We start from the raw sequence: 26608 nt of genomic DNA, 5'->3' as shown, positions 1-26608 counted from the left end.
GGAAATTTAATAGCGTTTTTTACCGCGGTTATTATTATTTCTTTGATTTTTCTTGTTCGAGTTCGAGTTTGACCTCGGAGTTTTAGCAACTCTATTTTTAAGGAACTGACCACTATCCGTCAAACTTTCTCCTTCTGCGGCTAAATCTATACGACCATCACTCAATTCAAACAAATGCTTGAAAATTGCTGTATCATCTACAACATCTTTATTCCAATTTAAATAGCATTTCTTCATGTGGTTAGCAATAGCATACTCCAGCCCAGAGCGCTTATCACCTTTCTCCCACTCTACAGCTACATCTATCATACGTTTTATGTTATTACCATAAAATCTGTATTTTGGAAAATTCTGTGGGTATTCTAAAGCTTCTGGTCTTTGTCTTAATACCTCTTTTGAGGTAATTGGAAAAGGAGAATCTACATCCAACTTAAAATCGGACATAATAAACAACTGATCCCAAAGTTTATGTTGAAAATCTGGCACATCACGTAAATGAGGCTGTAAGTTCCCCATAACGCTAATAATGGCCTGCGCTACTTTATTTCTTTCTTCACGGTCTTCAATTGATACTGCATGGTTAACCATTTTTTGAAAATGACGACCATATTCAGGAATAATCAAATGCTCACGCTCCGTATTATATTCTAGGTTTTCTACTAATTGCAAATTGAAAATTTTAGCTTAATGTGTTTGAGAAGTATTCTTATAACGATGCCAAATTAATAAAATTATAGATGAAAAGCTATTTTACAAGGAGATAACGCCCTCTATAGCCCCTACTTCTTTATATTTTGCAATCACCTCGTCCGGACTGGCTAAATCTACTCTAATAGAAACACTGGTATATTTACCGTTCTTAGATTTCTTCAAGTCAATAACCGCACCCATATTATCAAATATGGTATTTATACGATCTATTTTATCTGTTTCTGTCTCTACAATAAATTTATATAAGTAGTTAGAAGGCCATTTTGACGTTTCTGTTAATTGCTCCTTTAATTTTTTATAAAATTCAACTGGGTTATTTTCGTCCATAACTAGTGTTTTATGCAAAGATAAGTGTAATGTACCAGTTTTTTAATACTCTTGGTTTATGTACTTTTGTATTCATAAATTTTGAGTTTGAAAAGTAAAAGAGTTGTTGTCACAGGAGGTCCAGGAACCGGTAAAACAGTATTAATATCATCACTTGAAGAAAATGGATACTATTGTTTTCATGAAGTAATACGAACAATGACATTAGATGCATTAGGCGATGTTGCATTAGATGATCAATTAGTAAACCCTATTGACTTTGTCAAGGATGCAAAAAGTTTCAATGATGAATTAATCAATGCTCGTTTACAACATTTCATTAATGGTCAAAACATAGATAAAGATCATTTATTCTATGACCGTGGGTTACCAGATGTAATAGCCTATATGGATTATTTTGGCCAGCCTAAGGAGCAGCGGTACACTGAATTATGTGTTGAACATAGATATGATGAAGTGTTGATCTTACCACCTTGGAAAGAGATTTATGTACAGGATAATGAACGAATGGAAAATTTTGAACAAGCTTGCGGAATACATGATGCCCTTGAAAAAACATACATAGATCTTGGATATTCCCCTATAGAAGTTCCATTTGGCACTATAGAAAACCGCATGCAATTTGTAGTAGATTTTATAAACAAAACGGGTGAATAACACACCAAACGAAATTTTATTTAAATATTGGGGCTTTGACAGTTTTAGAGGCTCTCAAGAAGAAATCATCAATGCCATATCCAATGGTCAAGATGTACTAGGTTTATTGCCCACTGGCGGCGGTAAATCTATATGTTTTCAAGTACCCGCTTTACTAAAAGATGGTATTTGTATTGTTATATCTCCCCTAGTAGCGCTAATTGAAAACCAAGTAGACAACCTTCAAAAACTTGGCATTAAAGCCATAGGTCTAAAAGGCGGACTTAAATTTAACGAAGTAGACAAGTTATTGGACAATTGCATTTATGGCAATTATAAATTTCTCTATTTATCTCCAGAACGTCTGCAACAAGAATTAGTTCAAGAACGCATAAAGGCTATGAACGTTTCTATGTTCGTTATAGACGAAGCACATTGTATTTCTCAATGGGGTCACGATTTTAGACCTGCATATTTAAGTTGTGCCATATTAAGAGAATTACACCCTACTCCGCCAGTTGTGGCATTGACCGCTACAGCAACCAAAAGAGTTAGTGAAGACATTATTACATCATTAGACCTTAATTATCCTTTAATAATTAAGGATTCATTTTTTAGAAAAAATATTGGTTTTGCAGTATTACTTACCGAAGATAAAAATGGTCATTTAAAGAAGTATTGTCAGCAAATAAAACATAGCGCTATTGTCTATGTTAGAAGCAGAAGAAAAGCTGAAGAATTATCAGGATTTTTAGTTAAGAATAATGTGAAGTCAACTTTCTACCATGGAGGTGTTGATCAAAAAATGAAAACGGAACGCCTAAATCTATGGCTAGAGGATAAAGTAAAAGTAATGGTTGCCACCAATGCTTTTGGTATGGGTATAGACAAACCAGATGTTGAATTGGTAGTTCATTATCAAATACCAGATAGTTTAGAAAATTATTTTCAAGAGGCAGGCAGAGCTGGTAGAAACGGTGCATTGGCAAAAGCCATATTATTAACCAATACCACAGACAAGGTTTTGGTTAAGAAACAATTTATAGAAATTTTACCGGATGTTGCCTATGTAAAAATGATTTACAGAAAACTAAATACATTTTTTCAGATTGGATATGGAGAATTTACAGAAGTAAAATTTCATCTTAATTTCAATGAATTCTGCAGTATTTACAAGTTGAATACTTTTTTGACCTATAATGCATTACAACTCTTAGATAGAAACTCGGTCATTTCTCTTTCAGAAAATTTTTCAAAAAAAATAACTATAAAATTTATTTCCGATAAAGATTCCCTCTACAGGTATATTGACCAAAATTCTAAATTAGCAGACTTTATAAAAGTGATATTGCGCACCTATGGTGGCCTCTTTGAATTTGATACTCCAATTAACACTTACCTATTAGCTAAAAAAACATCTCTATCAGAATCAATAATTCATCATAATTTTGAACAACTAGCAAAAGATGAAATTATAGAATATAATAGTGTTTCAAGTGATTTAGAACTTTTATTCTTAGTACCAAGAGATGACGATAGAACAATAAATATGTTCGCAAGAAATATTGATGAACAAAATCAACTTAAAGTCGAGAAAGTTTCTACAATGTTGAGTTACATAGAAAACAATACTACATGCAGAAGTATTCAGCTATTACATTACTTTGGAGAAGTACAAGAAAAAGAATGTGGTATTTGTGATGTATGTATCAACCAAAAGCTTGGTAATACTGACATTGTTCACAGCAAAATAAAAATCCTTCAAATCTTAAAAGAAAAAAAAGCAAGTTCAAAAGAACTTCAAGCGCTCCTAAACACCAGTCAAAAAATAGTAATTACTGCACTGCAAGAACTCTTAGAAGAAAATTACATAACATTAAACGCTATAAACGAATACCAACTATTATAATATGGAAGCATTGAAAATTGTATTTATGGGAACTCCGGATTTTGCAGTAGGCATTTTAGATATGCTTGTAAAAAAGGAATATAATATAGTTGGTGTAATTACCGCACCAGATAGACCTGCAGGTAGAGGTAGAAAACTTAATGAGTCTGCTGTAAAAAAGTATGCTGTAGAAAATAATCTTACAGTTTTACAACCTACCAACTTAAAAGATGAGGATTTTCTAGAGACTTTAAAATCTTTAAACGCCAATTTACAAATAGTAGTAGCATTTAGAATGTTACCAAAAGTAGTTTGGAACATGCCCCAATACGGCACATTTAATTTACACGCTTCATTATTACCGCAGTATCGTGGTGCAGCTCCTATTAATTGGGCAATAATTAATGGTGAGACAAAAACTGGAGTTACAACATTCTTTATAGACGAAAAAATAGATACGGGTGCCATAATTATGCAAGATGAAGCACCTATTAATCATACTGATAATGTAGAAGATTTACATGATAGGTTAATGCTCTTAGGTGCAGAAACTGTGGTTAAAACAGTAGAACGTATTAAAGAGGGTAATTTTGAAACTACAAAACAATCAGATTCTGACAATTTAAAGGATGCGCACAAAATATTTAAAGAAACATGTGAAATAGATTGGAGTATGCCAATAGACAAAATCTATAATTTTATTAGAGGTTTAAGTCCATACCCAGCCGCTTGGACAACGTTGAACAATGCAGATCAAACAGTAATTACAAAAATCTACAAAGCAAGCATGCAAGAAGAAGAACATAACTTACCAGCGGGTGAACTTGTTTTTAATAAAAAAGAAATGAAAGTTGCAGTGCATAAAGGCTATATAAACCTAGAGGAAATTCAACTTCAAGGAAAAAAAAGAATGCAGGTTAGAGACGTTCTTAATGGTCTAAATTTGGAAAAAAACGCTAAAATGGGGTGAGACCCCGTGGTTGTTGGGCTGCGAGAAACGTAAAAAAAAACCTACTTTATCAACAAACACGCTGAGTTATCAACAAAATAAGGGATTTCCCCCCATTTTACTTGTGTTGCTCAGAAATCCATATAAATTTGTTAGTAGGTATAAATTATTTAATCACAATTAATTATCACATTATGAACAAAACAGAATTGATCGATGCAATGGCAGCAGACGCTGGCATCACAAAAGCTGCGGCTAAAAAGTCATTGGAATCTTTCTTGGGAAATGTTGAAAATTCTCTTAAAAAAGGAGATAGAATTTCTTTAGTAGGTTTCGGTTCTTGGTCCGTGTCTAAAAGAAATGCAAGAGAAGGTAGAAATCCATCAACTGGAAAAACTATCCAAATCGCTGCTAAAAATGTAGTAAAGTTTAAAGCAGGTGCTGATTTAGGCAAAGCTGTAAACTAATTTTACACTGATAAATTTATTAAAAGCGCCTTTATTGGCGCTTTTTTTATTTCTATGTTTTTGCAATTAAGAGGATTTGTCTTACATTAGGTATATATACTTAAACTAGTTATGATTGCTTTAAAGCCAACTAAAGGAAAATTACTCATTGCCGAACCTTCGTTAACAGGAGATGTTTCTTTTAATAGATCTGTTGTATTGTTGGCTGAACATAGCAATGAAGGCTCTGTAGGTTTTATTTTAAATAAGCCATTAGAATATCAAATAAACGAGTTGGTAACTGAAATTGAAATTCCTTTTCAAGTATATAATGGCGGTCCTGTAGAGCAAGACAACTTATATTTTATACATAAAGTACCACACTTAATTGATAATAGCGTCGAAATTTCTGATGGTATCTATTGGGGCGGTAATTTTGAAACTACCGTAGAGCTTATTAATAAGGAAATTATTTCTGAAGATGACATACGTTTTTTCTTAGGTTACTCTGGCTGGTCATCGTTTCAATTAGATGAAGAGCTTACATCAAAATCATGGATTGTTGTAGAAAATGAGCACGAAAGTAGAATCATCCAAAAAGCGGCACAAGCTATTTGGAAAGAAAATATGATTCAATTAGGAGGAAACTATTTACTATGGTCCAATGCGCCTGAAAACCCTAGCTTAAACTAAACGCTTTTACTTACGGACATTCTAGCCGCTGCATTCAACTTACCAATTAAACTTTTAGCAGTTGTATTCACAAAATCCTTTTTTCTATATTTCGTAATAGAAACTAAGCCGTTGACATTATTGGCAATAAATAATTCATCTGCTTTTTGAAGTTCAAATGGAGATAAACTTTCTTCAAGAAATTCTACTTCATTTAATTTTGAAACAATATCTATTATTTTTTTCCTGATGACACTATTTACACAACCATCAGTTATTGGCGGAGTTTTTACCTGATTACCTTTTACAATAAAAACATTGCCATTTAGAGCCTCTATAACTTGTTTTCTTTCATTAAGCAACAAACAGTCTTGATAATCATTTTCTTGGGCGTAGATTGATCCTACTACGTTTAGAATTTTATTATTTGTATCTAAATTAGAAAGCATGCTAGAGTTTTTATAGAAATCTTTAAATAACTCTACTTCGTACGCTTTATCATCTAAAACAAAAAAAGGATTAATTAACGTGGTACTGGTGATGAAATAGGAAATACTATTATCGGATTTCGAGAAATTATTATCGCTAGTATTTCTATATACAGTGAATTTTATTTGCTTGGTTTCTCTTAATCCATCTTCAGAGATTAATTTCAAAATTTCTTCTTCCATAAATTCCATTGTGAAATTCATTGGAATTTCCATTCTTAGAATTCTCATAGAAGACATTAATCTTAGATAATGATCTTCTAAAAATATAACATCACCGTTAATAACACGTAATTCTTCAAAAACTGCATCACCTAACTGTAATCCCCTATTATTTTCATTTAAAAAATCAGTATTCTTATGAAGAAGTTCACCATTAAAATTGAACATAAAAAAAGCCTTAAAAAATTAAGGCTCAAAGATACTGTAAATAAGGATATTTCTAGGACGAACCCAAAACCTGTTTTAAATCTGACACTTGGTTGGTCCAAAGCATTTTAGACTCATCTATTTCGTCATCTTCAGCAAAGTCCGTTATAAATAATGAAACATCTTTAGTTATTTCATCAACAATTATCTTCATCTCAAAGAAGCTGTCATCATCAGCTTCTTCCCAAGCAAAACGTACAAATTCATCCGTTTTCCTTTTTAATAATTTAGCTTCTTCTTCAGCTCCGTCCCAAATAAATGTAAACATTTCACCTCTAGAATTAACATTATCCGCAAACCATTCTGACAGTCCAGATGGGGTTGCCAAATATTGATACAACATTTGTGGTGAAGACTGAATTACAAACTCTATTTCAAATTTTATTTTATCGCTCATGTGCATGCTACTTAATTACGGGCAATATATATATTTCTAAATGATAAAAAAATAAATGATCAGTATTATTTTTTTCATCAAGTTTTGTTGAAGAACAAATAAATTACCACTATATTTGCAGCCGTTTAAAAATAATATGGCGAGGTAGCTCAGTTGGTTAGAGCGTCGGATTCATAACCCGGAGGTCGGGGGATCGTGCCCCCCTCTCGCTACAATAGGTCAAGACCAATAAAATCAACGGTTTGTGTGCGCACAAGCCGTTTTTTTATGTCCTTAAATTTCATACTTTTATCTACCGTATACGATAACGTATACGGTTTGAACATGAAACTGAACTATTCCGAACCTAAATTCTATACTGGTGGTGTCCCCATTAAAGGTTGGTCCAAGCTATCTAGCAAGCAAAAAAAAGATGCTCTCGCTAAAGATTGGTATGTATATTTCTCCTATCGAAATCCCGAAACCAAAAAATTAGTTAGACAAACTCCTATAAAAGCTGGAGTGAATCGTTTTAAAACTAAACGTGAGCGTTTATTATTCATGAACGCTATCAAAAGAGCCTTAATCAAACGTTTAGAGGGTGGTTATGTACCAAATGCAGATAATGCAAACCTAATATCTAAATTAAGCCCGTCTAACGCCGCAGATAAAACAGATACTGAAACTATCCCTAAAAAAGTTATACCACCCACTAAAGTCATAAAAAAGGCTACTCCTGCCCCACTTGCTTCTCCAATAATAGAAGAACCATACACTACTATTCAAGAAGCATTCGATTTTGCCTTAAAAATCAAAAAACAATCTTTAAGTCCAAACTCATATTCAGGTTATCATGGTCCACTTAAACAATTTCAAAAATGGTTGGAGGAAAATGAAATCAATGATATTAAAGCAATAACAAAGAAAACTGTAGTTCAATATCTTAATTCGGTATTAGCACGAACTTCGCCTAGAACACGAAATAATGCAAGAACAAGCTTAAGTGCTATTTTCACAACATTGGAGGATAATGAAATCATAGATGACAATTTTATCCCTAAGATAAAACCGCTATCAACTAAACCAACAAGAAATAAAACTTTTACTCCAAAACAAGAGTCCGATTTACAGACTTATATGGAGGAACATGACAAACTATTACTATCCTTTGTTCAATTCATCTCACTGTGTTTCTTGCGACCTATTGAAGTGTGCAGGTTAAAAATTAAGGATATCGATATTGCTGATAGAAAGATTTATGTAAAGGCAAAAAATAAAAAAGTTAAGATTAAAATCATTCCAGAGATTTTATTGAATTTGTTACCAGACCTCTCAAATGCCAATCCTGAACATTCTTTATTCACTCCATATGAAATTGGCGGAGAATGGGATGTTCCTGAACGTGATAAGAGAAACTATTATTCAAAAAGATTTAAAAAAGTGAAGGATAATTTCAATTTAGGTGTTGAATATGGACTTTATAGCTACAGACATACCTATATAACAAAATTATATAGAGAAATGAGAAAGGAACTTAATCCTAGCGAAACCAAAAGTACCTTATTAGGTATTACTGGACATTCTACATTAACCTCACTTGAAAAATATCTACGTGATATTGATGCCGAACTACCAGAAGATTATTCTGAATTTCTACAACCATCAATAATAAACAAAGTATAAAATGGCTAAAAGGAATATGAATTATTTTGGTTGTTTAAAAGGTGAGAAACTTAATGAGTTATCAGCCGAACAGAGATTAAAACATTTTAAAACTAAAAAACTATTCGTTACAACTAGGGTACTTAATCTGCCATCTAACACTCCTATTAACTTATTGGATGCTAATAATTTCAAAGTTAGATTAGAGTCTTCAAAAGAATTATTGGATACATATTACAAGTTTTTAATACATACCTATCAAGAATATATAAATAATGTCTTCATCAATTTTTTCCATCAATTCAATAACCAAATTATTGGCTTAAAGAAAAAAGAAGCCAAAATGGTTGGTAGAGTCCTTTACGTGAGTATTATTAATAATAAAACCTCTCCCAATTTTGATTTTGTTCACATGGTAGAAAACGCTAATGGCATACCAAAATTAGAGAATACCCCAAAGCTAGAGCTGTATTATGTGAAACGTGATGCATTAAAGCAAAGAGCTATAAATGAACACCCTAATGGTTTAGATGAATTTTTATTGGGTAATTCCAATCACTTTGATTTAAAAATCAAAGATGATGTAGCCATATTTAAAGAAATCATTCAATTTGAAGGTGAGCTTAAAATCATTTTGGCATTGAATGATGAGTATCAGTTTGAAAAAAACAAAACTTTTCAATCTCCAACCATCGATAATACCAATATTGAAAAACCCAATCTATCTGTAAATAGCAAGGCTTTTAAAAACAAAATACCCACCGAGGAAGAAATGGATGCGTATTTAATGAAACACGTTTTTAGTGAAAATAAGTAAGAAAAAATAAAAAACGGGATGAAATATATCATCCCGTTTTTTATTTATAATTGACGATAATCTTTGATTCGTCAATTAGATTTATTTGAATTTTCCCATTTGTCAATAATAGGATCAAGAATATGTTTTTCTACACCAAATACTTTTCCTTCTTTTGCAAGAGGCATAAAGTCATCAATATATTTTTGACTTATTTCTTCACTATCCCCATACAATTCGCGTAAAGCATCTAACTTTTGATGTAACTCTTCTCTAATCTCCTTATAAGCAGGATCCTCATAGTAATTATGTTGTTCCAATGGATCTTTGTTCCTGTCTATCAACTCCCAGTAATCTAAATCAAAATAATGATGTATTAATTTATAGTCTTTGGTAATTGCAGCATAATGTCTATTTACATTGTGCTCTGAAGGATGTTCATAATAATGATAATAAACAGCTTCTCTATCCCAATCACTTAATTCGTTGGTAAAAACAGGTATTAAACTTTCTCCCTGCATATCATTAGGTTGTTCAACACCAGCAGCATACAAAAAAGTTTGAGCAAAATCTAAATTTTGAACAAGCTCATTAGAAACGCTACCAGCTTTAATTCTGTCTGGCCATGATACTAAAAGTGGAGTTTTTAAACTTTCATCATAAACGAAACGCTTATCAAACCAACCGTGTTCACCTAAATAAAAGCCTTGATCAGAGGTATATACAATAATTGTATTGTCCATTAAATCATTTGCCTCTAAATAATCTAACACCCTTCCTACATTTTCATCTACTGATTTTATAGTTCCTAAATAATCTTGCATATATCTTTGGTAGCGCCATTTTGCTAAATCTTTATCCGTCATTTTTGGATAATTCTTTTTAAAATCTTCCGCTACTCGTCTATAAGCCTTATCAAAATTTGCCCTCTGTACTTCATTCAACCTTCCAACTCCCATCTCAAATCTCAACTTATCATACCCTATCTGTTCTTCCAATCCCATTTCATCCATGACTTCTGGATACAATTTGCTGTCAGCAGCCCAGCCCATATCTCCATGTATATTCATTTGAGCAACTTTAGCTGCTGGCATGCCCTCATGATCATCGAATAAGGTAGCTGGCTCTCTAAACTCTTTCTGTGTAAACTCGTCCATATGTCTTTCAGCCATAAGCCATGAGCGGTGAGGTGCCTTATGAAGATACATAAGCATAAATGGGTCATCTTTTTTTCTTTCAGATTCTAGCCAGTCAATTGTCATATCAGTGACTATATCAGTTACGTATCCTGAAACGTTTATTTCACCTTCATTCTTAGTTATAAAATCAGGATTGTAATAAGACCCTTGACCAGGTAATATTTTAAATTGATCAAATCCTTTTGGACTATTTCCAAAATGAAGTTTACCAAACATAGCAGTCTGATATCCTGCTTTCTGTAACAATTGAGGAAAGGTTACATTAGTGGTATCAAATGGTGAAACATTATCTACTTTTCCATTAACATGGGAATGTTTCCCAGTCAATAAGGTGGCCCTTGAAGGTGCACAAATAGAATTTGTTACACTTGCATTGGTAAATAACATACCCATTTTAGCTATTCTATCAATATTAGGTGTGTTAATCAAACTTGTATCATATGCAGAAATAGCTTGATAAGCGTGATCATCAGACATAATGAAAACTATATTAGGTCTCTTATTTATCTCTGGTACTGGTTGTTCACAACCAATCAGCATTGAATAACAGGTTATTAAAACCGAAATAATTTGTAGTTTTTTCATTGATAGTTCAATTCTTTTGTTTTACAATAATTTAAGAATAACCGACTTCGTAAATTCAGCTATCTAATAACTAGAGTGATTATTCTAAAGTATGTAGACAAAAAAATATTCTTTTTTAAAAAATCAATGATTTAATAGTGTTGAATTGTAGAATTCGACAACCAATTATTTTAAATTTTATTTAGCTAAAAATGAGATATTTAGAGCCACTCACGTAGGAAAAAACTTTAATTCAATTTAAAATTTAAAATGAAATTTTAGGAATATATTAATATTTTAATACATTTGTTGTTTAAATGATAATATTTAAACTTGTAATTGAGAATAATTAAATTACAATCACATATTATTATGAACTAATATTTTTCTAGATTGATAAACAACTAATTCAATTTAAACAAACCAACCCTCGAAAAAAAAATACATGTCTAGAAGTAACGAGAAAACGTACTGGGCAGAATTACAAAAAGGAAATATGGATTCTTTAGGGAAACTCTATGATTCCTATATAGATGAATTATTTATTTTCGGAATGAGTATCACCAAAGACAAAACAACTGTTATGGATGGTATTCATGATTTATTTTTAAGCCTATACAAATACCATAGTAAACTTGGTGATGTATCGAACATTAAATCATACTTATTCTTATCCTTAAAAAGAACTTTACTTAAAAAAACTAGTTTAAAAGTTATTACTGTTGATGACTTTGAGAATATACATTTTACTACAACGAATAAACGAAATACTCCTTCTCACGAATCAGAAATTATAAAGATTGAACACAAATGTTTTATCAAAGAAAAGGTAAATAGAGCAATGACTTTACTTACCCAAAACCAGCAAGATGTGCTTAATATGCGATTTACTGAAGAAAAATCGTATGAAGAAATTGCGCAAACTATGAGTGTATCAACTTCTTCTGCTAGAACAATAATATATCGTGCCATAAAAATACTTAGAGGTGGCATTCTATCTCTACTTTTTTTTTCTTTAAAATAAATCTTTTTTCTTGTCTATGTTTTTATAAATACACTCTCCTGTATATATAGGGGTGTTTTACTCGTAATTCAATACGCTCCTTTTTATGATTGAATTATGAAAAAAAATAAATCTAACGACGTGCTTTCTAATTTTGAAAAACAAAATTTAAGAACTCGTATTATAAAATCTGCAAATCAAGCTAAAAGAGCAAAAAGAAATGGTAGAATCCTAATGGCTGCTGCTTCTATAGTTCTTCTTATTAGTGCTAGTTTATTCTTTCGACCAAAAACAGAGCAATCGATAGAAAATTTTGTTGAAACTTCTACCGAAGTAGATATTAATAAGGTTGATGGTGTTACATTAATTTTAGGAAGCGGTGACAACTTTAATTTAGAAGGTAAAAATACAACAGTACAATATTCTAATACAGGTGAGGAGGTTGAATTAGGCTCTGGAAAAACTGTTAATCAAGAATCAATAAAAGATAATAAAGCTCTTTATAATACTATTTTAGTTCCGTTTGGAAAAAGAACCAATCTTAAATTATCTGATGGCTCCATGGTTTGGCTTAATTCAGGTTCTAAACTAGTATATCCTGCAGTCTTCAATGGAAAAACCAGAGAAGTATATTTAGAAGGTGAAGGAATTTTTGAGGTTTCACATAACCCGCAAAAACCTTTCAAAGTTCTCTCTAGCAATCAAGAAGTTGAAGTACTAGGTACTGTTTTCAACGTTAGCAGTTATAAAGATGATAATCTAAGTTTTACTGTATTAAAATCTGGTAGCGTTAAAATCAATTACTCTGATGAGAAAATAGCAGGAATTAAAATAAAACCTGGGACATTTGCTAGTTATAATGCCGTATCGAAAGAGGCAACTACAAAGACGGTCGACATCAATGATTATTTTTCATGGAGAGATGGTTTCCTAAATTTTAAAAAAGATAGTCTAAAACATATCATGACCAAGTTGTCACGTTACTATAATGTTCAAATAATAATAGAAAATGAAGACTTAGCATCACAAACATTTTCTGGAAATTTAGATTTAAAAGAGAATGTTAGCAAAGTAATTGGATTAATAGGAGAAACTTCCAATTTTGAGTTTAGCTCTGAAAATGGAAAAATAACAATAATCAACTCAAACTAACTAAAATCAAATTGCCTATGACTTAAATTAAACAAACAAAAAAGCCGAAAGATGCGCCAACATCTCCCGGCCTGTATTATTAACATTACCATTAAAAGCAATATTAACTAATCTGAATTACAATATTATGAATTATTTTAATAGGCGTGTTCCATGTTGGGACAAATTTAGTCTCACCCACGCCATACACACAATTATGAGAATATTTTTGTTATTCATAGCTATAGGACTAAGTTCTGCTTATGCAAACAATACTTATTCACAAACAAAACTTGACATTAATGTAAATAAAGTCCCGCTAGCGAACCTATTTCATGAAATACAGGAAAAAAGCGAGTATATATTTTTTTACAACGACGAAGTTCTTTTAAATAGTGGATATGTCTCCTTGAATTTAAAGGGAGCTACACTAACCACCATTCTTGATAATGCCCTAAAAGATAAAGGGGTAGTTTACCGTATAGATGACCGCCAAGTAATCATTTTCGGAAAAGAAATAACACCTGAACCCGTTACATCAAAAATTGATAAACAAGATTTTACTGTAACTGGTACAGTACAAGATCAAAGCGGTCAACCTCTTCCAGGAGCAAATATTTTGGAAAAAGGTACGACCAACGGTACACAAACAGATTTTGACGGCAATTTTGAAATTACAATTAGTAATGCTGATGCAATACTATCCGTAAGCTATATAGGGTTTTCTTCTAAAGAAATAGCCGTAAACGGTCAAAATTCTATCACTGTATCCTTAGAAGAAAGTGCTGCTGCTTTAGATGAAATAGTAGTAGTTGGTTACGGAACACAAAAAAAGAGTGACCTAACAGGTTCTGTTTCCTCTTTAAAATCAGAAGATTTAAATCCTGGTGCAAATGCATCTGTAGATCAAATGATGTTAGGTAGAGCTGCAGGGGTACAAATAAATCAATCCAGTTCTGCTCCAGGTGGTGGTCTTTCAATTCGTATAAGAGGAGCTAGTTCTTTAAATGCCAGTAATGAGCCTTTATATGTAGTGGATGGTTTTCCAATTGATAATAGTCCAAATTTAACTTCTGGTGGTGCAGCGGAAGTAAGTGAAAATCAAAGCCCAAATAACCCACTGAACTCCTTAAACCCTGCAGATATTGAGTCAATTGAAATTCTAAAGGATGCTTCGGCAACAGCTATTTATGGTTCTAGAGGAGCTAATGGTGTTGTTATGATTACAACCAAAAAAGGTAAATCAGGCAAAATGAGAGTTACATACGATGTATATAGTGGTATACAGACTGTTGCTAAAACTATTGATGTATTAAATACTAGTCAATATATAAATGCAATAAACGACTTATCTCAAGAACAAGGTAACTCTCCTGTTTTCTCTGAAGCAGATATATCAAGTATTGGAAATGGTAATTTCTGGCAAGACCAAGTTTTCCGTTCAGCTCCAATTACTAGCCATAATATTTCTGTTGGAGGTGGTGATGAAAAAACATCTGTATATGCTTCTGTAAATTATTTTGATCAAGAGGGAGTTGTGAAAAATTCAGGTATAAAAAAATATACCGGTAGAATTAATATAGATTCTAAAATTGGGGAAAGAGCAAAAATTGGTCTTAACTTCAATACTAGTTTAATAAAGGATAATAATAACATTGACGGTATTCAAACAAACGAAAATGCAGGTCCAATTTATTCATCATTACTTTATGACCCTACCGAGCCAATTTATAATGCTGATGGTACTTTCTCGCAATCTGCAAACTTAACAGTAAACAATCCTGTAACTCTTATCACTGGTATTCTTAGTTTAAATGAGTCTAACAGAACTTTTGGTAGTGCCTATTTAAATTATGATTTTACCGATAATTTATCAGGTAAATTCAACTTTGGTACTGACCGTCAAACCTCTAGAAGGGATATTTATAATTCTACTCAGACCATACGTGGTGGTGCAGCAAATGGAATAGCTAACATTAATGTTCTAGAGCGATCAAACTATCTTTTTGAGTACACTATGAACTATCAAAAAGCTTTTAATGAAAATCATAACCTAACAGTGTTAGGAGGGGTTACTTATCAAAAGTTTAGTTTGAAAAATTTCTATGGAAATATTAGTGGTTTTCCTTCTGACGACATAGGCACTAACAATTTAGAGTTAGGTGACACCAATACAGATCAGCTTGGAAGTAGAGCTGAAGAAAACACTTTGTTATCTTATTTAGGTAGAGTTAATTACAATCTTTACAATAAATTTTTACTTACAGGTTCTATACGGGCTGATGGATCATCTCGTTTCGGAGAAAATAATAAATTCGGATACTTTCCTTCATTTGCTTTTGGTTGGAAACTTAATGAGGAAGAATTTATTCCTGATTTATTTAGCCAATTAAAATTAAGAGCTAGTTGGGGTTTAACTGGTAATCAGGAGATAGGAAATTACAACTCTCAACTAACTTTTCAATCGGGTCCAAATGTGGTTCTAGGAAATTCTGTTCTGGGTAGTGTAATCCCATCTAGGAAAGCCAATGATGACCTAAAATGGGAAACCACGGAACAATTCAATATTGGTTTAGATGCAGCAATGCTTAACGGAAGAATAAGTGCCACTTTAGATTATTTCTCTAAGAACACTAAAGATTTACTCTTTAATCTACCCCTACCCTTAGCTTCTGGTTATGCTTCAATTTTAAGCAATGTTGGTGAAGTTCAAAATAAAGGTTTTGAGGTCTTAATAAATACCACCAATGTTATCACGGATGATTTTAAATGGGATACTTCTCTAAACTTCGCCGCAATCAAGAACAAAGTTGTTGATTTAGGTAGAATAGAAAGTATTGTTACCGGAAATATAATGGCCGTTGGAAATACAGCGATTATTAGAGAAGGTGACCCGTTAGCTTCTTACTATGGGTATGTTGTAACAGGAATTTTTCAAGAAGACGATGACATTGCAAATTCAGCACAACCTATAGCAGAACCAGGTCACCCTATTTTTGAAGATAGAGATGGAGACGGTGCAATTACACCAGCAGACCAAACAATAATCGGTAGTCCTTTTCCTGATTTCACTTATGGTATTCAAAATTCATTTAGCTATAAAAACTTTCAACTTGATGTATTTTTTCAAGGACAAGAAGGTGCCGAATTAATAAATATAAATTTAATTGAATCCTTATATCCTGCAAATTTCAGAAGAAATCGTCAATCAAGAACAATTATTGACCGTTGGACACCTCAGAACCCAGATGCCAAATGGCCTTCTTCTGTAAATCCAAATGCCTATGGTGCTAGTAAGGTTAATACTTTAACGGTAGAGGATGCCTCTTACTTTCGTCTGAAAAATGTTCAACTGAGTTATAAAGTTCCTGTGGACAACATCGACTTTTTAAATAGTATGCGTGTTTATGTAACAGGGCAGAATTTGTTTACCATAACAGATTATGGTGGCTTTGACCCAGAATCCAACTCTCTTGGATCAAGTAATGTAAGGGTAGATTACAGTAGTTACCCAACGGCAAGAACATATCTTTTAGGATTAACTGCCAGTTTCTAAACTCAAAAAACAAAATACAATGAAATCATATATTAATAAATCAATAATGGTATTGTTTGTCATTGGCATAATCGCCTGTGAAAAACGATTAGACGAAGAGGTTTTCTCTGAATTAGCCCCGTCTACCCTATTTACCAGTGAAAAGGGATTAAGTTCTGTCTTAAATTCATCATATGCATATGCTCACAGACCAGGTTTTCAAGACTCATGGGCGGCATATCATTTAGCTTCCATGACCACTGGTGAAATATGGGGTCAAGGTGGATCAATCGAAAACTTATGGTTATCGGAAATTGACTTTACTTGGGACGGTAATCACGATCATATTATAGCTCAATGGACTATCTATTTTAATTCCATTAGAGATGCAAATATTGTTTTGGATAATTTAGATAATGAAGAGTTTTCAAATGAGTACAAACAGCTGACCGAAGCCGAAGCACATTTCTTACGAGGATGGGATTATTCTGAACTGTATAATTTATTCGGTCCTGTACCATTATATAAAACTTCAACTGATGACCCTTTATTACCAAGATCATCGGAAAGCGAAGTTCAGGAATTTATTGAGCAAGAATTACTTGCGGCAATAGCAAATTTACCCGTACAAGCTCCAGCTTATGGACGTGCCTCTAAAGGAGCTGCGATGGCTGTTTTATGTAAATATTATTTGAATACAAAACAATGGCAGAATGCGGCAGATGTAGCTGAAGATATTCAAGATTTGGGCGTGTATGAACTACTTCCTAATTATGGAAATGTATTTAGTATTGATAATGAAGGTAATAATGAAATATTATGGGCTTTACCTAAAGATGCTACTTCACCAACAGCTAGTCAAGCTATTGATGCATTAGTTTTTCCTCCTGATTATCCTAGACCAAATCCAAATAATATCGTATTTGCAGCCCGTACTTATTTATATGATGATTTTGTGAATTCTTTTGATGAAAACGATACTAGAAGAAATTATATAATAACCGAATATGTAAGTACAACCACTGGAGAAATTGTTCCTGGTTTAGGAGATGATCGCTCATTTCCGTATAAAATTGAATTTGACCCAGGAGCTGTAGGCGCTGCGGCAGGAAATGACATTCCTGCAATAAGATATTCCGATATTCTTTTGAGTCGAGCTGAAGCATTAAATGAAATATCAGGTCCTACACAAACAGCAATCGATTTAATTAATGATGTAAGAACAAGAGCAGGAATTTCACCATTGACATTGGCTGGTTTTACTAAAGAAACATTCCGTGAAGCAATTTTACAAGAAAGAGGGTGGGAATTGTTTTTTGAAGGAAAAAGAAGAGAAGATATGATAAGACAAGATGTATTTATTTCAAATGCCGTAAGCAGAGGTAAAAATGCAAAAGACTATCATAAATTATTTCCAATCCCTCAAGTAGAATTGGATGCTAATCCCGATTTAGTACAAAATCCAGGTTATTAATAAAAAAAATAAACCAATGAAAAATAGCAATAAAAATAAAAGTCTAAAGTCTTTTTTAAATTTGACTACTGTCACATTTGTAATGGTCTTTTTTTCTATTCCTTATTTAGGAATAAGTCAAGACCCACAGCTCCCTGTAAAACCAAATGTAATAATCATTTTTGCAGATGATTTAGGCTATGGAGATTTAAGCTCATATGGTCACCCTACCATTAATACCCCCAATTTGGACAGAATGGCTAGCGAAGGTCAAAAATGGACCAATTTTTACGTTGGAGCCAGTGTTTGTACACCAAGTCGAGCAGCTTTAATGACAGGAAGATTACCTGTTAGAAATGGTTTGACCAGCTCAGAAGTAGGAGTGTTTTTTCCAGATTCACATAATGGTATTCCAGCTGAAGAGGTTACAATAGCAGAACAATTAAAATCTGCAGGTTATGCTACTGGAATGGTTGGTAAATGGCATTTAGGTCATAAAGAAGAATACCTACCCACAAGTCATGGTTTTGATGATTATTATGGAATTCCTTACTCAAATGACATGGATCACACAGGTAAAATCAATTCCATTGAAGAATATTTTGGTAGGTATACAGATACTTATGAAGAAAGAACACCAGAAGAATTTAATGTTCCTATTCTACGTGGTACTGAAGTTGTTGAAAGACCTGCAAAGCAAAATACATTAACAAAACGATATACTGAAGAAGCCGTAAAATGGATTAAAAATCATAAAGAAGGACCATTTTTCATGTATTTAGCACACAGTCTACCACATGTTCCATTATTTGTTTCTGATGAATTTAGAGGTACAAGCAAAAGAGGTTTATATGGAGATGTTGTAGAGGAAATTGATCATGGGGTTGGCGAAATAATGAAACTTCTTGAGGCTGAAGGTTTAGATAAAAATACAATAGTCATTTTTACTTCGGATAATGGACCGTGGTTGTCAACTGGAATCTCCGGAGGAAGTGCCGGTCTGTTACATGAGGGCAAAGGATCTACTTGGGAAGGCGGTATGCGTGAGCCTGGTATTTTTTGGTCACCTGGTTACATCAAACCAAAACTAGTAACGGGAATGGGTACTACAATGGATTTGTTCAATACGTTTAGTAATCTTGCTGGAGTAGCAATACCTGCAGATAGAGAAATGGACGGCATTGATCTAAGCCCTGTGCTATTTGGAAATGGCGACAGTCCAAGAAATGAAGTGTTTTATTATAAGGGACCAGAATTATATGCTGTAAGAGTGGGTGCATATAAGGCACATTTTATTACCCAAGATGGCTATAAGCCAAACACTTTGGCTAAACATGACCCACCATTATTATTTAATATAGAACAAGATCCATCTGAGAAATATGATTTAGCTAAAAAACAACCTGAAGAAATTGAAAGAATTATGCAAGTGGTTAAAGAGCACAATTCTAATATGATAAAAGGTCCAGATTTATTGAAAGATAGAGGGTAGTTATTTATGATATCACCTATTGTAGATATTACCTTTAAAAGAGAGAGTTTGTTAGATTAGATTAATTTTAGGCGTATTGTAAATTTACAATACGCCTTTTTCTTTACCCATATAACCTAAATCTGGGATAATTATAATTAATATTTTTAAGCGCTATTCCGCAAATGAGCTCGCTTCATAAGTATGTACAGGTACATACTTATCTACTATATACTCCGTAACTGCTTTTAGGGTTTTCCCATTTATAGGATGTAATCCCGGGGCTGTATAAAATTCAATATTATTTCCAGATTTATAATACCAAATCAATGGTTTACCGGTAGTTTCGTCAAAAAACTCTGTGGTTAAATCAACATCAACTTTTTTAAAATTCTGCAACCTTACTTCATCAAATGGAATGATAATTATATTATTAATTGTAAAACACTCAATCCTTTCATAATGGTCAGTTTTCCACACCATACATTTAGGTTCCTTACTCTTCTCGCTCGAACCTAAAAACAATCCAACAACTAATACTAGACTAACGGCAGCCAACACTTTCCAATACTTTTTTATCCTACCATCATTTAAATCAACACTTATCTTATTCTTTGGATTTTGTTTAACGAAATCTCCATATGAATCAAAATTCAAATATTTACACAAGTCATTAATTGTATGTTCATTTTGTTCTCCTACACTACCTTTTTTTTCTAGGTATTTATCATAAAGTCTTTCAATTGTCCTAGAACTAATTGAAGTTGTTTCGGCAATATGATTACTAAGCGCATATCTAGAATGCTTCGGGCATTCAGTTTTCGCTTTCTGAAAAACTTTCTCAACTATTTCTTTGATAATTGCCTCTTTCATAATTATAAAAATACAATTTAATATATCACCACTTAACTAATTATCTCTATAAACCCCTGTTATCATTGGTGTCGAATAGATGTCGAACACAAGTCGGGCTTATGTCTGGTCTATAATCATCAACTTCTTATTTCTTTGCTTCAGATTGATTTAAGACTATGATTTGCTACCACAGTCCAATAACAAATCAGTCTCTCGGAAATCTATAAATGCGGTCGGTAAATAGCCCGATTGAGAAGTAGCTAGGCACTACCGCATTTAGATTTCTACTTCTCAAAATTGGGAGACGTCCCTTCATTTTTTGTGCGATTTATGTCGCAAACCATAACTGAATTCTAATTCGGACAGCCATAGGTATGTCCAAAAATCTTAAACAAAATGAAAAAAATTTATATAGTTGTATTTACGATAATCCTCAATTCTGCCTTTTTATCTTGTGACCCACAAGATTTAGCAGAGAATGAAGTTGAACTTCAAGCCTGTTGTGGTGATGGTGGAGACATTCCACCTCCTCCACCGCCACCAGACCCACCGATTAACTAATTGAATCTTAAAATTTAAGGGGTTAAGACTTAATATCTTAACCCTTTTTAATTACTTCATTCTACACATCTTTATAAATACACAATTAGGTCAATTTTTATAAATTTTAACAAAAAAAATGAATAAACCTTTCTCATAAAACGTTAAAGAATTAACCTAACAAATCAAACTCCCTATAGTTGAAATGAAACACACCATCATTCTTATTGCCTTACTAGCCTACACCTCCCTCTCCGCATCTAAATTTGAATCATATGTCTATATATGTAAAGGGAAATCAAGTAAAAAATACCATTATTCTCCAAACTGCAGAGGACTTTCCAACTGTTCTACAGACACGTATAAAGTAAGCTTATCCAGAGCAAGACAAATCAATAGAACCTTATGTGGTTGGGAAGATTAAAGAACTTAATCTATACTAAAATTCAATAAAACTGGTAGGTGATCAGATAATTCTCTTGCTTTGCTTATGTTCTCACAAGCTTTCACAAAATCAATCACATAACCACTCTTGAGTACAATTTTATTTGAATAGAAAATATTATCAATAGGGTAATTCAAATAACCATCAGTAGCACAACTTTGCTTCAAAGTAGTCTTGGCATCAATGACCGTAGCATTATAACCCTGCGTTCTCAAACCAGTAAAAACTTCTTCCTTTTGGTCCACATTAAAATCTCCAGCAAGTAATATCGGGTGTTGAAAATCATCTGATTTCAGATAGTCGGTAATCGCCAATATTTCCCTTTCCGGGTTTTTATCATGTGGTCTAGAATGAAAATTGATTACAGAAAGCTTACGCCCTTTAACATAAAAATCAAGAAAGAAAGGCTCTCTATCAACCAGTGAATCCAATTCTGAAATTAAGGTTCCCCTATTCTTTATTTTAATGTTTTTGGTCTTCCAAATAAACGCATAACGCTCTGTTACATATTTAGGGCTATTGGTAGGCTTACTTATCACATAATCCCATTTAGCTCCTTTTCTATTTAGGTTATCAGCAAGCTTTGCAACTGCTTGAGCACCACCATAACCTGACACCACTTCTTGTATTGCCACAATATCTGCATCGCGAACAATTTCAGCCATTCTATCTAATTCTTCACTGTTTTTAGTCTTACCAAAATCTCTGATATTCCAAGAAATCAGACTGATTTGCTCTTGGGAAGAAACAGAAAAATGAAATAGAAATAAGAGTAGAAAAAAGATCTTTTTAAACATGGTAGATTTTAATAAAAACGAAAATAATACAAATAGATTTTGTCTGATTACGGGATACCGTAAAAGATATATTTCAAATTGTAATAGGTTTGGATTGTCCCAACCAAAACCAATTAAGAATGAATTATATATTCAAAAAGGATTTTTTCAGTTACCTATCGATTGCATGTGCATTAATTTTAATAATTGCCATTTTCCCCTTTGATATTTTTTATTATAAATTTTTAAGAGTATTCATTTTTATTGGAGCTTTATTAATGATGTTTAATTCATATAAAACACCATTTAAGCTACTTTCATTTGCTCTTATCGCATATTTATTCAATCCTATTATTCCTATTTATTTATTCCAAAAGCTTATATGGATTCCAGTAGATATCATCTGTGGCCTACTTTTTTTAATCTGCACAGTTCATATAAAAAAGAAGAAAAAACCTTTTATACCATATACCAAGCAAAAGTCTCCCAAATCCTATGGAAGAGATAGAAAATTTTAAAAAAAACCAAAATCAACTATGGAAAACCCAACCATCTCAGAAGAAATAAAAAGTCACTTTTTAAGACTATACCAAATAGCCTTGGCTGATGATGACTTTAGCCCATTAGAAATGCGCTTACTTTATCAGTTTGCTAGCGAAAGAAATATTTCTAAAGAACAACTAGATGAAATTTTAACAGCTCATACTGGCCCCATAACTATACCTGAAACTTTAGAAAAAAGAATTGAATATCTCTATGACTTTGCTTTAATGATTTGGGCAGACAAAATAGTTACAGAAGACGAGTTCAATGCTTTAAAAAAATACTGTAGAAATTTTGAATTTATGGAGGACAAAATTGTTCAGCTGACAGAGTATTTAATTGAAAGCGCAAAAGAAGGAAAAAGTAAAGAATCAATTTTATTAGAACTTAATAATTAAGAAATGGGATTACTAAAAAGTATTGCTCAAATAAAACCTTCATTAAAACCAGAGGTTAAAGAAAACACTCCATCATTTGAAGACCAAAAAGTCACCTATCATGAAGATGGACGCTCAACTTCAAGATTATGTCAAGGAAGATCTGAGAATTTACAAGCGAGTTTAAGTGCTATCTATTATAAATTCGAAAATAACTGTAAGAAGGAAGAAGAAGAGCAAGTTAAACTAAAACAGCCATATGTTACAGAATTAAAGGGGAAAAGAACTTTAATGCTTACTAAAGGAGAAGAGTTACAGCGTGAAAAGGAAAAATTAGAAGAAAAGGAAACTAAAGTTGAAAAATTAAGATCTGACATTGTAAATGTTAGACGTAGCCCACAAGATTACGGCATACCAGTTGAGAGAAAATCTTCTTCTAAGTTTTGGATTGGCACTATATTGTTGGCTTTTTTAAGCGTATACATTTTTATATTTTATATATCCACCTCATACTCTGCATTCTTTAGGACTTTTGATCCTTCAACCGAATTATTTGGGGGTATGTTTTACCCTAAAGCTCTGCAAGAGGCTTATGATGCCGGTGCTTTGGAGTTAGGTTTCATAATATTTATTCCTTTTGTGTTTTTTGGATTAGGATATCTAATTCATGTTTTTATGCACAAACAAAGCATTGCTAATGTATTTAAGGTAATACTACTCTTCATTACTACTTTTATTTTTGATGCCCTCTTAGCTTATTTAATCGATGAAAAATTATATAATCTAAACAAGACATTTGAAGACCCCGAATTCTCAATTTCTGTTGCTTTTTCTAGTCCAAGTTTTTGGGTAATTATTTTTGCCGGTTTTGTATCTTATATCATTTGGGGCCTAGTGTTCGACATTGTAATGAAAGAGCATGCTGATAAAGATAAAATCGAGAATTATGTTATTTCCCTAGAGAATGAAATAAAAAATCTAATTCAAATTATTAGCAAGCAAAATAATACTATTGAATCCTTAGAGGAGATTATTAGGGCGAAAAAAGTTCGTTGTTCAGAACTTGAAGATATTATAGATGGTTTTATTCTACCAATTAGAAATTACAAAGCTCTTTCTTCAGAATACCTTCAAGGTTGGCAAGAATGTATTACCTCAGAAATAGTATTAGGTCCAGATCAAACAAAAGACTATTTAAATGAGTGCATAAAGGTATATAATAATCACATCGCTGAATTAGACCTTAATGTAGATGATTATCAAAACAAAGTTTACACGAAAACATTATAACATGAATAATAAGATTCAATTACTTACATATATAACCATTGTCCTTTTGCTCTCTTCCTGCAAATCAGAAAAAAAAGAAATAATAAAAGAGATAGAAATAGCTAAAAAGGAAATTAAAGGAGAATGTCCAAGTTTTATACTTGATAATAAAGAAAACAATCTCAATATCAGTGTTTTCTTAGACTTGTCCGATAGAATAACTCAACCGAAAACTATTCTAAAAGACACGGAATATTTAAAAAGTATATCAAAAGCGTTTACCAATCATGTAAAGACTAAAAAACTAATACTCTTACAAGATAAGATTCAACTTTACTTTAATCCAGAGCCGGCTAATAACACCATTAACAGTGTTGCTGAACAATTGCATATTGAGTTCGATAAAAACTCACCTAAGGCTAAAATAATGCATACAGAAGAATTGTATGCTTCACAACCTACTGAGATATACAATTTAGCATTGGCTGATTCTGAAAACCCAAAAGATTTTCCTGGGTCTGATATTTGGCGCTTTTTCAAAGACAACGTTAAGGACTATACTATCAGTGATTGTCACAGAAACATTCTAGTAATCTTAACAGATGGCTATATGTATCATGAAAACAGTCAAATGAAAGAAGATAATATGAATTCTTACTTAACGCCAAAATCCATGGATAGACTTCCATTGTCAAATTCTAAGTGGGAAACTACCTTAAAAGAAAAAGGTTATGGCTTTATAAAGGCAAATGAAGATTTAGAAGATTTAGAAGTTCTAGTAATCGGTATTGAAAGTTTAAACCCTAAAAACCCATATGCCATTGACGTAATGAGAGCCTATTGGACCAATTGGTTTAACGAAATGGGAGTCAAAAAATTTAAAATTCAGAATGCAGATTTAGCGTCTAGTGTTGAGAAGGTAATTTTTGAATTTATAAACTCATGAAAAAATATACTCTGTTTTTTATATTAATATTCTCCATAACTAATTTTTACGCACAAGCTTCATGTGATGATATGCTTGAAATGGTAGAGAATCAAGGTTATGGCACCTCATATTACAGCTATGGAAGTGATGCGATTTCAGAAGTTACATTCTATGAAATTTCAGATGATAATTATAACGATTATTATTTCGCTGTAGTAAGATTTACAAGCTCTTACGAAGACTACATTTATCAGGTTGGCTCAGACACAGAATTTAATTATTCCATTAATTATTTAACTAGTGCGGGCAAAGCATTTTGGGCTTACATTCAACCTTATAATGAAAATCTAAATTGCGCACCCGACTTTTAGACTAAATACTATCTTGTTTGAAAACTAAAAAAAAAGGTAATATACTCGCTACCCGAAACTTAGTCATCATAAACTTTGAATAGTATGTAAGATTACTTGATTTCTAGTATTTTTAAAGATGCTTTCATTATTTTGGTAGTTGATTAACTCCCCCATTAAATTATTATTTAAATATGCCCGATTGTACGAAGTGTGGTGAATACACCAGATTCAATAATGGTCTATGTACCGAATGTTATAATAAAGAAAATGGAAATCCTTGGGTTTCAGGAGTTATCAAAGGACGAATCGCTGAAACTATTATTGAACAGCTTTTTATATCCTTAGATTTTCAAGTTTATAAATACGGAATGGAAAATACCATTCCTGGTATATTAGACTTACTCAAAGGTGTTAGGGGCGATGTTTCCAAAAATATTAGACAAATGCCAGATTTTGTAGTTTTCAAAGACAAGCAGGCTCATTTTATAGAAGTTAAATTCCGTAAAAGCGGAAAATTGACTTTAAAGGATATTGAAAGTTATGGGGATTATCCTTTTGAAAATGCTTTATTCGTATTGGTTACGCCTAAACATATAAAGTGTATATCTTATGCAGAATTAAAAGCAGGTAGAGAAATTTCAGAAAAGACTAAAAACTGGCTTGGTAAACGTAAAGAATTTGAAACTGATAGCGAACTTATTATTGACTACTGTAAATACGCTACCAAGTTTTTTGAAAATGTAGAGTAATAAGAACGACATAAATAAGCCATGTTTAAACTTCAAA

General features: G+C 32.4%; 27 protein-coding genes and 1 tRNA gene. 21 read left to right on the top strand and 7 right to left on the bottom strand.

What is annotated here, in order from left to right; all coding sequences use genetic code 11:
* Positions 1-6: 6 nt before the first annotated feature.
* The gene (locus BM296_RS16055) at positions 7-669 is read right to left on the bottom strand and encodes a DUF4290 domain-containing protein (protein ID WP_027066840.1); all 663 of its coding nucleotides are present in this window, start codon (positions 667-669) and stop codon (positions 7-9) included.
* 81 nt (positions 670-750) lie between these two features.
* Positions 751-1038 carry a DUF493 family protein gene (locus tag BM296_RS16050; RefSeq protein ID WP_027066839.1) on the bottom strand — a complete coding sequence of 96 codons (288 nt, stop codon included), beginning with the start codon at positions 1036-1038 and terminating at the stop codon, positions 751-753.
* Between the two features lie 87 nt (positions 1039-1125).
* On the opposite strand from BM296_RS16050, the gene BM296_RS16045 reads away from it, so the two are divergent.
* The 5 genes from BM296_RS16045 (at position 1126) to BM296_RS16025 (ending at position 5650) form a co-directional block, all read left to right on the top strand.
* A complete protein-coding gene (locus tag BM296_RS16045; protein WP_177214971.1) occupies positions 1126-1695 on the top strand; it encodes an AAA family ATPase in 570 nt (189 codons plus the stop codon).
* On the top strand, positions 1688-3583 hold the full coding sequence (locus BM296_RS16040; RefSeq protein ID WP_091904469.1) for a RecQ family ATP-dependent DNA helicase: 1896 nt from the start codon (positions 1688-1690) through the stop codon (positions 3581-3583). The genes BM296_RS16045 and BM296_RS16040 overlap by 8 nt, the downstream gene beginning before the upstream one ends.
* Before the next feature lies 1 nt (position 3584).
* Complete coding sequence (fmt, locus tag BM296_RS16035; RefSeq protein WP_091904467.1) at positions 3585-4532, top strand: methionyl-tRNA formyltransferase; 948 nt, start codon at positions 3585-3587, stop codon at positions 4530-4532.
* Positions 4533-4705: 173 nt separating this feature from the next.
* The gene (locus BM296_RS16030; protein ID WP_027066835.1) at positions 4706-4978 is read left to right on the top strand and encodes an HU family DNA-binding protein; all 273 of its coding nucleotides are present in this window, start codon (positions 4706-4708) and stop codon (positions 4976-4978) included.
* Positions 4979-5089: 111 nt separating this feature from the next.
* Entirely contained in the window at positions 5090-5650 is a 561-nt protein-coding gene (locus BM296_RS16025) for a YqgE/AlgH family protein (protein WP_027066834.1), read from the top strand.
* On the opposite strand, the gene BM296_RS16020 is transcribed toward BM296_RS16025, so the two are convergent.
* Complete coding sequence (locus BM296_RS16020; protein WP_091904465.1) at positions 5647-6507, bottom strand: aminotransferase class IV; 861 nt, start codon at positions 6505-6507, stop codon at positions 5647-5649. The two genes, BM296_RS16025 and BM296_RS16020, sit on opposite strands and share 4 nt — an antisense overlap.
* 52 nt (positions 6508-6559) lie before the next feature.
* Positions 6560-6943 carry an START-like domain-containing protein gene (locus tag BM296_RS16015; RefSeq protein ID WP_027066832.1) on the bottom strand — a complete coding sequence of 128 codons (384 nt, stop codon included), beginning with the start codon at positions 6941-6943 and terminating at the stop codon, positions 6560-6562.
* 138 nt (positions 6944-7081) lie between these two features.
* Between BM296_RS16015 and BM296_RS16010 the strand changes: the two genes are divergently transcribed.
* From BM296_RS16010 to BM296_RS16000, 3 genes are all read left to right on the top strand, one after another.
* Positions 7082-7155: transfer RNA gene (locus tag BM296_RS16010), tRNA-Met, on the top strand.
* Positions 7156-7210: 55 nt separating this feature from the next.
* Complete coding sequence (locus BM296_RS16005) at positions 7211-8605, top strand: tyrosine-type recombinase/integrase (RefSeq protein WP_091904463.1); 1395 nt, start codon at positions 7211-7213, stop codon at positions 8603-8605.
* Between the two features lies 1 nt (position 8606).
* Entirely contained in the window at positions 8607-9401 is a 795-nt protein-coding gene (locus tag BM296_RS16000; RefSeq protein ID WP_091904461.1) for a hypothetical protein, read from the top strand.
* Positions 9402-9472: 71 nt separating this feature from the next.
* On the opposite strand, the gene BM296_RS15995 is transcribed toward BM296_RS16000, so the two are convergent.
* Entirely contained in the window at positions 9473-11164 is a 1692-nt protein-coding gene (locus BM296_RS15995) for a sulfatase family protein (RefSeq protein ID WP_091904459.1), read from the bottom strand.
* A 424-nt stretch (positions 11165-11588) separates the two neighbouring features.
* On the opposite strand from BM296_RS15995, the gene BM296_RS15990 reads away from it, so the two are divergent.
* The 5 genes from BM296_RS15990 to BM296_RS15970 all read left to right on the top strand — a co-directional run bounded on the left by BM296_RS15990 (position 11589) and on the right by BM296_RS15970 (position 19757).
* The gene (locus BM296_RS15990; RefSeq protein WP_091904456.1) at positions 11589-12167 is read left to right on the top strand and encodes an RNA polymerase sigma factor; all 579 of its coding nucleotides are present in this window, start codon (positions 11589-11591) and stop codon (positions 12165-12167) included.
* A 96-nt stretch (positions 12168-12263) separates the two neighbouring features.
* Positions 12264-13298 carry a FecR family protein gene (locus tag BM296_RS15985; RefSeq protein WP_091904454.1) on the top strand — a complete coding sequence of 345 codons (1035 nt, stop codon included), beginning with the start codon at positions 12264-12266 and terminating at the stop codon, positions 13296-13298.
* 196 nt (positions 13299-13494) lie between these two features.
* Positions 13495-16833: a TonB-dependent receptor gene (locus BM296_RS15980; RefSeq protein WP_177214970.1), complete on the top strand. Its 3339-nt coding sequence runs from the start codon at positions 13495-13497 to the stop codon at positions 16831-16833.
* A 19-nt stretch (positions 16834-16852) separates the two neighbouring features.
* Entirely contained in the window at positions 16853-18286 is a 1434-nt protein-coding gene (locus tag BM296_RS15975) for a RagB/SusD family nutrient uptake outer membrane protein (protein ID WP_091904449.1), read from the top strand.
* Positions 18287-18302: 16 nt separating this feature from the next.
* Entirely contained in the window at positions 18303-19757 is a 1455-nt protein-coding gene (locus BM296_RS15970; protein ID WP_245787038.1) for a sulfatase family protein, read from the top strand.
* Between the two features lie 153 nt (positions 19758-19910).
* Here BM296_RS15970 and BM296_RS15965 read toward each other — a convergent pair whose 3' ends face one another.
* Positions 19911-20609 carry a hypothetical protein gene (locus BM296_RS15965; RefSeq protein ID WP_091904445.1) on the bottom strand — a complete coding sequence of 233 codons (699 nt, stop codon included), beginning with the start codon at positions 20607-20609 and terminating at the stop codon, positions 19911-19913.
* A 378-nt stretch (positions 20610-20987) separates the two neighbouring features.
* Here BM296_RS15965 and BM296_RS19470 point away from each other — a divergent pair, with 378 nt between their 5' ends.
* Complete coding sequence (locus BM296_RS19470; RefSeq protein ID WP_177214969.1) at positions 20988-21152, top strand: hypothetical protein; 165 nt, start codon at positions 20988-20990, stop codon at positions 21150-21152.
* Between the two features lie 184 nt (positions 21153-21336).
* Complete coding sequence (locus BM296_RS15960) at positions 21337-21555, top strand: hypothetical protein (RefSeq protein WP_091904444.1); 219 nt, start codon at positions 21337-21339, stop codon at positions 21553-21555.
* Positions 21556-21560: 5 nt separating this feature from the next.
* Here the strand turns inward: BM296_RS15960 and BM296_RS15955 are convergent, their stop codons facing one another.
* The gene (locus BM296_RS15955) at positions 21561-22373 is read right to left on the bottom strand and encodes an endonuclease/exonuclease/phosphatase family protein (RefSeq protein WP_091904443.1); all 813 of its coding nucleotides are present in this window, start codon (positions 22371-22373) and stop codon (positions 21561-21563) included.
* 119 nt (positions 22374-22492) lie between these two features.
* Here BM296_RS15955 and BM296_RS15950 point away from each other — a divergent pair, with 119 nt between their 5' ends.
* The 6 genes from BM296_RS15950 (at position 22493) to BM296_RS15925 (ending at position 26571) form a co-directional block, all read left to right on the top strand.
* The gene (locus BM296_RS15950) at positions 22493-22870 is read left to right on the top strand and encodes a DUF6804 family protein (protein ID WP_091904441.1); all 378 of its coding nucleotides are present in this window, start codon (positions 22493-22495) and stop codon (positions 22868-22870) included.
* An 18-nt stretch (positions 22871-22888) separates the two neighbouring features.
* Positions 22889-23293, top strand: coding sequence for a hypothetical protein (locus BM296_RS15945; protein WP_091904439.1), 405 nt, complete (start codon positions 22889-22891; stop codon positions 23291-23293).
* A gap of 3 nt (positions 23294-23296) precedes the next feature.
* Complete coding sequence (locus BM296_RS15940) at positions 23297-24562, top strand: hypothetical protein (protein ID WP_091904437.1); 1266 nt, start codon at positions 23297-23299, stop codon at positions 24560-24562.
* Position 24563: 1 nt separating this feature from the next.
* Positions 24564-25487: a hypothetical protein gene (locus tag BM296_RS15935; protein ID WP_091904435.1), complete on the top strand. Its 924-nt coding sequence runs from the start codon at positions 24564-24566 to the stop codon at positions 25485-25487.
* A complete protein-coding gene (locus tag BM296_RS15930) occupies positions 25484-25840 on the top strand; it encodes a hypothetical protein (RefSeq protein ID WP_091904433.1) in 357 nt (118 codons plus the stop codon). Before BM296_RS15935 ends, BM296_RS15930 begins: the two co-directional genes overlap by 4 nt.
* A 173-nt stretch (positions 25841-26013) precedes the next feature.
* Positions 26014-26571, top strand: coding sequence for a hypothetical protein (locus tag BM296_RS15925; RefSeq protein ID WP_091904431.1), 558 nt, complete (start codon positions 26014-26016; stop codon positions 26569-26571).
* Positions 26572-26608 lie beyond the last annotated feature (37 nt).

Origin of the sequence: Maribacter stanieri (assembly GCF_900112245.1) — a bacterium.
In the GTDB taxonomy this organism is placed as follows: Bacteria; Bacteroidota; Bacteroidia; order Flavobacteriales; family Flavobacteriaceae; genus Maribacter; species Maribacter stanieri.
Note: the sequence above shows the minus strand (reverse complement) of the source record. Positions and strands in the feature narration are given on the sequence as shown.

Bases quoted from the DNA above. Each gene is read 5' to 3' on its own strand.
- BM296_RS16050 (WP_027066839.1), bottom strand. From the start codon at position 1,038: ATGGACGAAAATAACCCAGTTGAATTTTATAAAAAATTAAAGGAGCAA.
- fmt (WP_091904467.1), top strand. From the start codon at position 3,585: ATGGAAGCATTGAAAATTGTATTTATGGGAACTCCGGATTTTGCAGTA.
- BM296_RS16030 (WP_027066835.1), top strand. From the start codon at position 4,706: ATGAACAAAACAGAATTGATCGATGCAATGGCAGCAGACGCTGGCATC.
- BM296_RS16025 (WP_027066834.1), top strand. From the start codon at position 5,090: ATGATTGCTTTAAAGCCAACTAAAGGAAAATTACTCATTGCCGAACCT.
- BM296_RS16020 (WP_091904465.1), bottom strand. From the start codon at position 6,507: ATGTTCAATTTTAATGGTGAACTTCTTCATAAGAATACTGATTTTTTA.
- BM296_RS16015 (WP_027066832.1), bottom strand. From the start codon at position 6,943: ATGAGCGATAAAATAAAATTTGAAATAGAGTTTGTAATTCAGTCTTCA.
- BM296_RS16005 (WP_091904463.1), top strand. From the start codon at position 7,211: ATGTCCTTAAATTTCATACTTTTATCTACCGTATACGATAACGTATAC.
- BM296_RS16000 (WP_091904461.1), top strand. From the start codon at position 8,607: ATGGCTAAAAGGAATATGAATTATTTTGGTTGTTTAAAAGGTGAGAAA.
- BM296_RS15995 (WP_091904459.1), bottom strand. From the start codon at position 11,164: ATGAAAAAACTACAAATTATTTCGGTTTTAATAACCTGTTATTCAATG.
- BM296_RS15990 (WP_091904456.1), top strand. From the start codon at position 11,589: ATGTCTAGAAGTAACGAGAAAACGTACTGGGCAGAATTACAAAAAGGA.
- BM296_RS15985 (WP_091904454.1), top strand. From the start codon at position 12,264: ATGAAAAAAAATAAATCTAACGACGTGCTTTCTAATTTTGAAAAACAA.
- BM296_RS15980 (WP_177214970.1), top strand. From the start codon at position 13,495: ATGAGAATATTTTTGTTATTCATAGCTATAGGACTAAGTTCTGCTTAT.
- BM296_RS15975 (WP_091904449.1), top strand. From the start codon at position 16,853: ATGAAATCATATATTAATAAATCAATAATGGTATTGTTTGTCATTGGC.
- BM296_RS15970 (WP_245787038.1), top strand. From the start codon at position 18,303: ATGAAAAATAGCAATAAAAATAAAAGTCTAAAGTCTTTTTTAAATTTG.
- BM296_RS15965 (WP_091904445.1), bottom strand. From the start codon at position 20,609: ATGAAAGAGGCAATTATCAAAGAAATAGTTGAGAAAGTTTTTCAGAAA.
- BM296_RS19470 (WP_177214969.1), top strand. From the start codon at position 20,988: ATGAAAAAAATTTATATAGTTGTATTTACGATAATCCTCAATTCTGCC.
- BM296_RS15960 (WP_091904444.1), top strand. From the start codon at position 21,337: ATGAAACACACCATCATTCTTATTGCCTTACTAGCCTACACCTCCCTC.
- BM296_RS15955 (WP_091904443.1), bottom strand. From the start codon at position 22,373: ATGTTTAAAAAGATCTTTTTTCTACTCTTATTTCTATTTCATTTTTCT.
- BM296_RS15950 (WP_091904441.1), top strand. From the start codon at position 22,493: ATGAATTATATATTCAAAAAGGATTTTTTCAGTTACCTATCGATTGCA.
- BM296_RS15945 (WP_091904439.1), top strand. From the start codon at position 22,889: ATGGAAAACCCAACCATCTCAGAAGAAATAAAAAGTCACTTTTTAAGA.
- BM296_RS15940 (WP_091904437.1), top strand. From the start codon at position 23,297: ATGGGATTACTAAAAAGTATTGCTCAAATAAAACCTTCATTAAAACCA.
- BM296_RS15935 (WP_091904435.1), top strand. From the start codon at position 24,564: ATGAATAATAAGATTCAATTACTTACATATATAACCATTGTCCTTTTG.
- BM296_RS15930 (WP_091904433.1), top strand. From the start codon at position 25,484: ATGAAAAAATATACTCTGTTTTTTATATTAATATTCTCCATAACTAAT.
- BM296_RS15925 (WP_091904431.1), top strand. From the start codon at position 26,014: ATGCCCGATTGTACGAAGTGTGGTGAATACACCAGATTCAATAATGGT.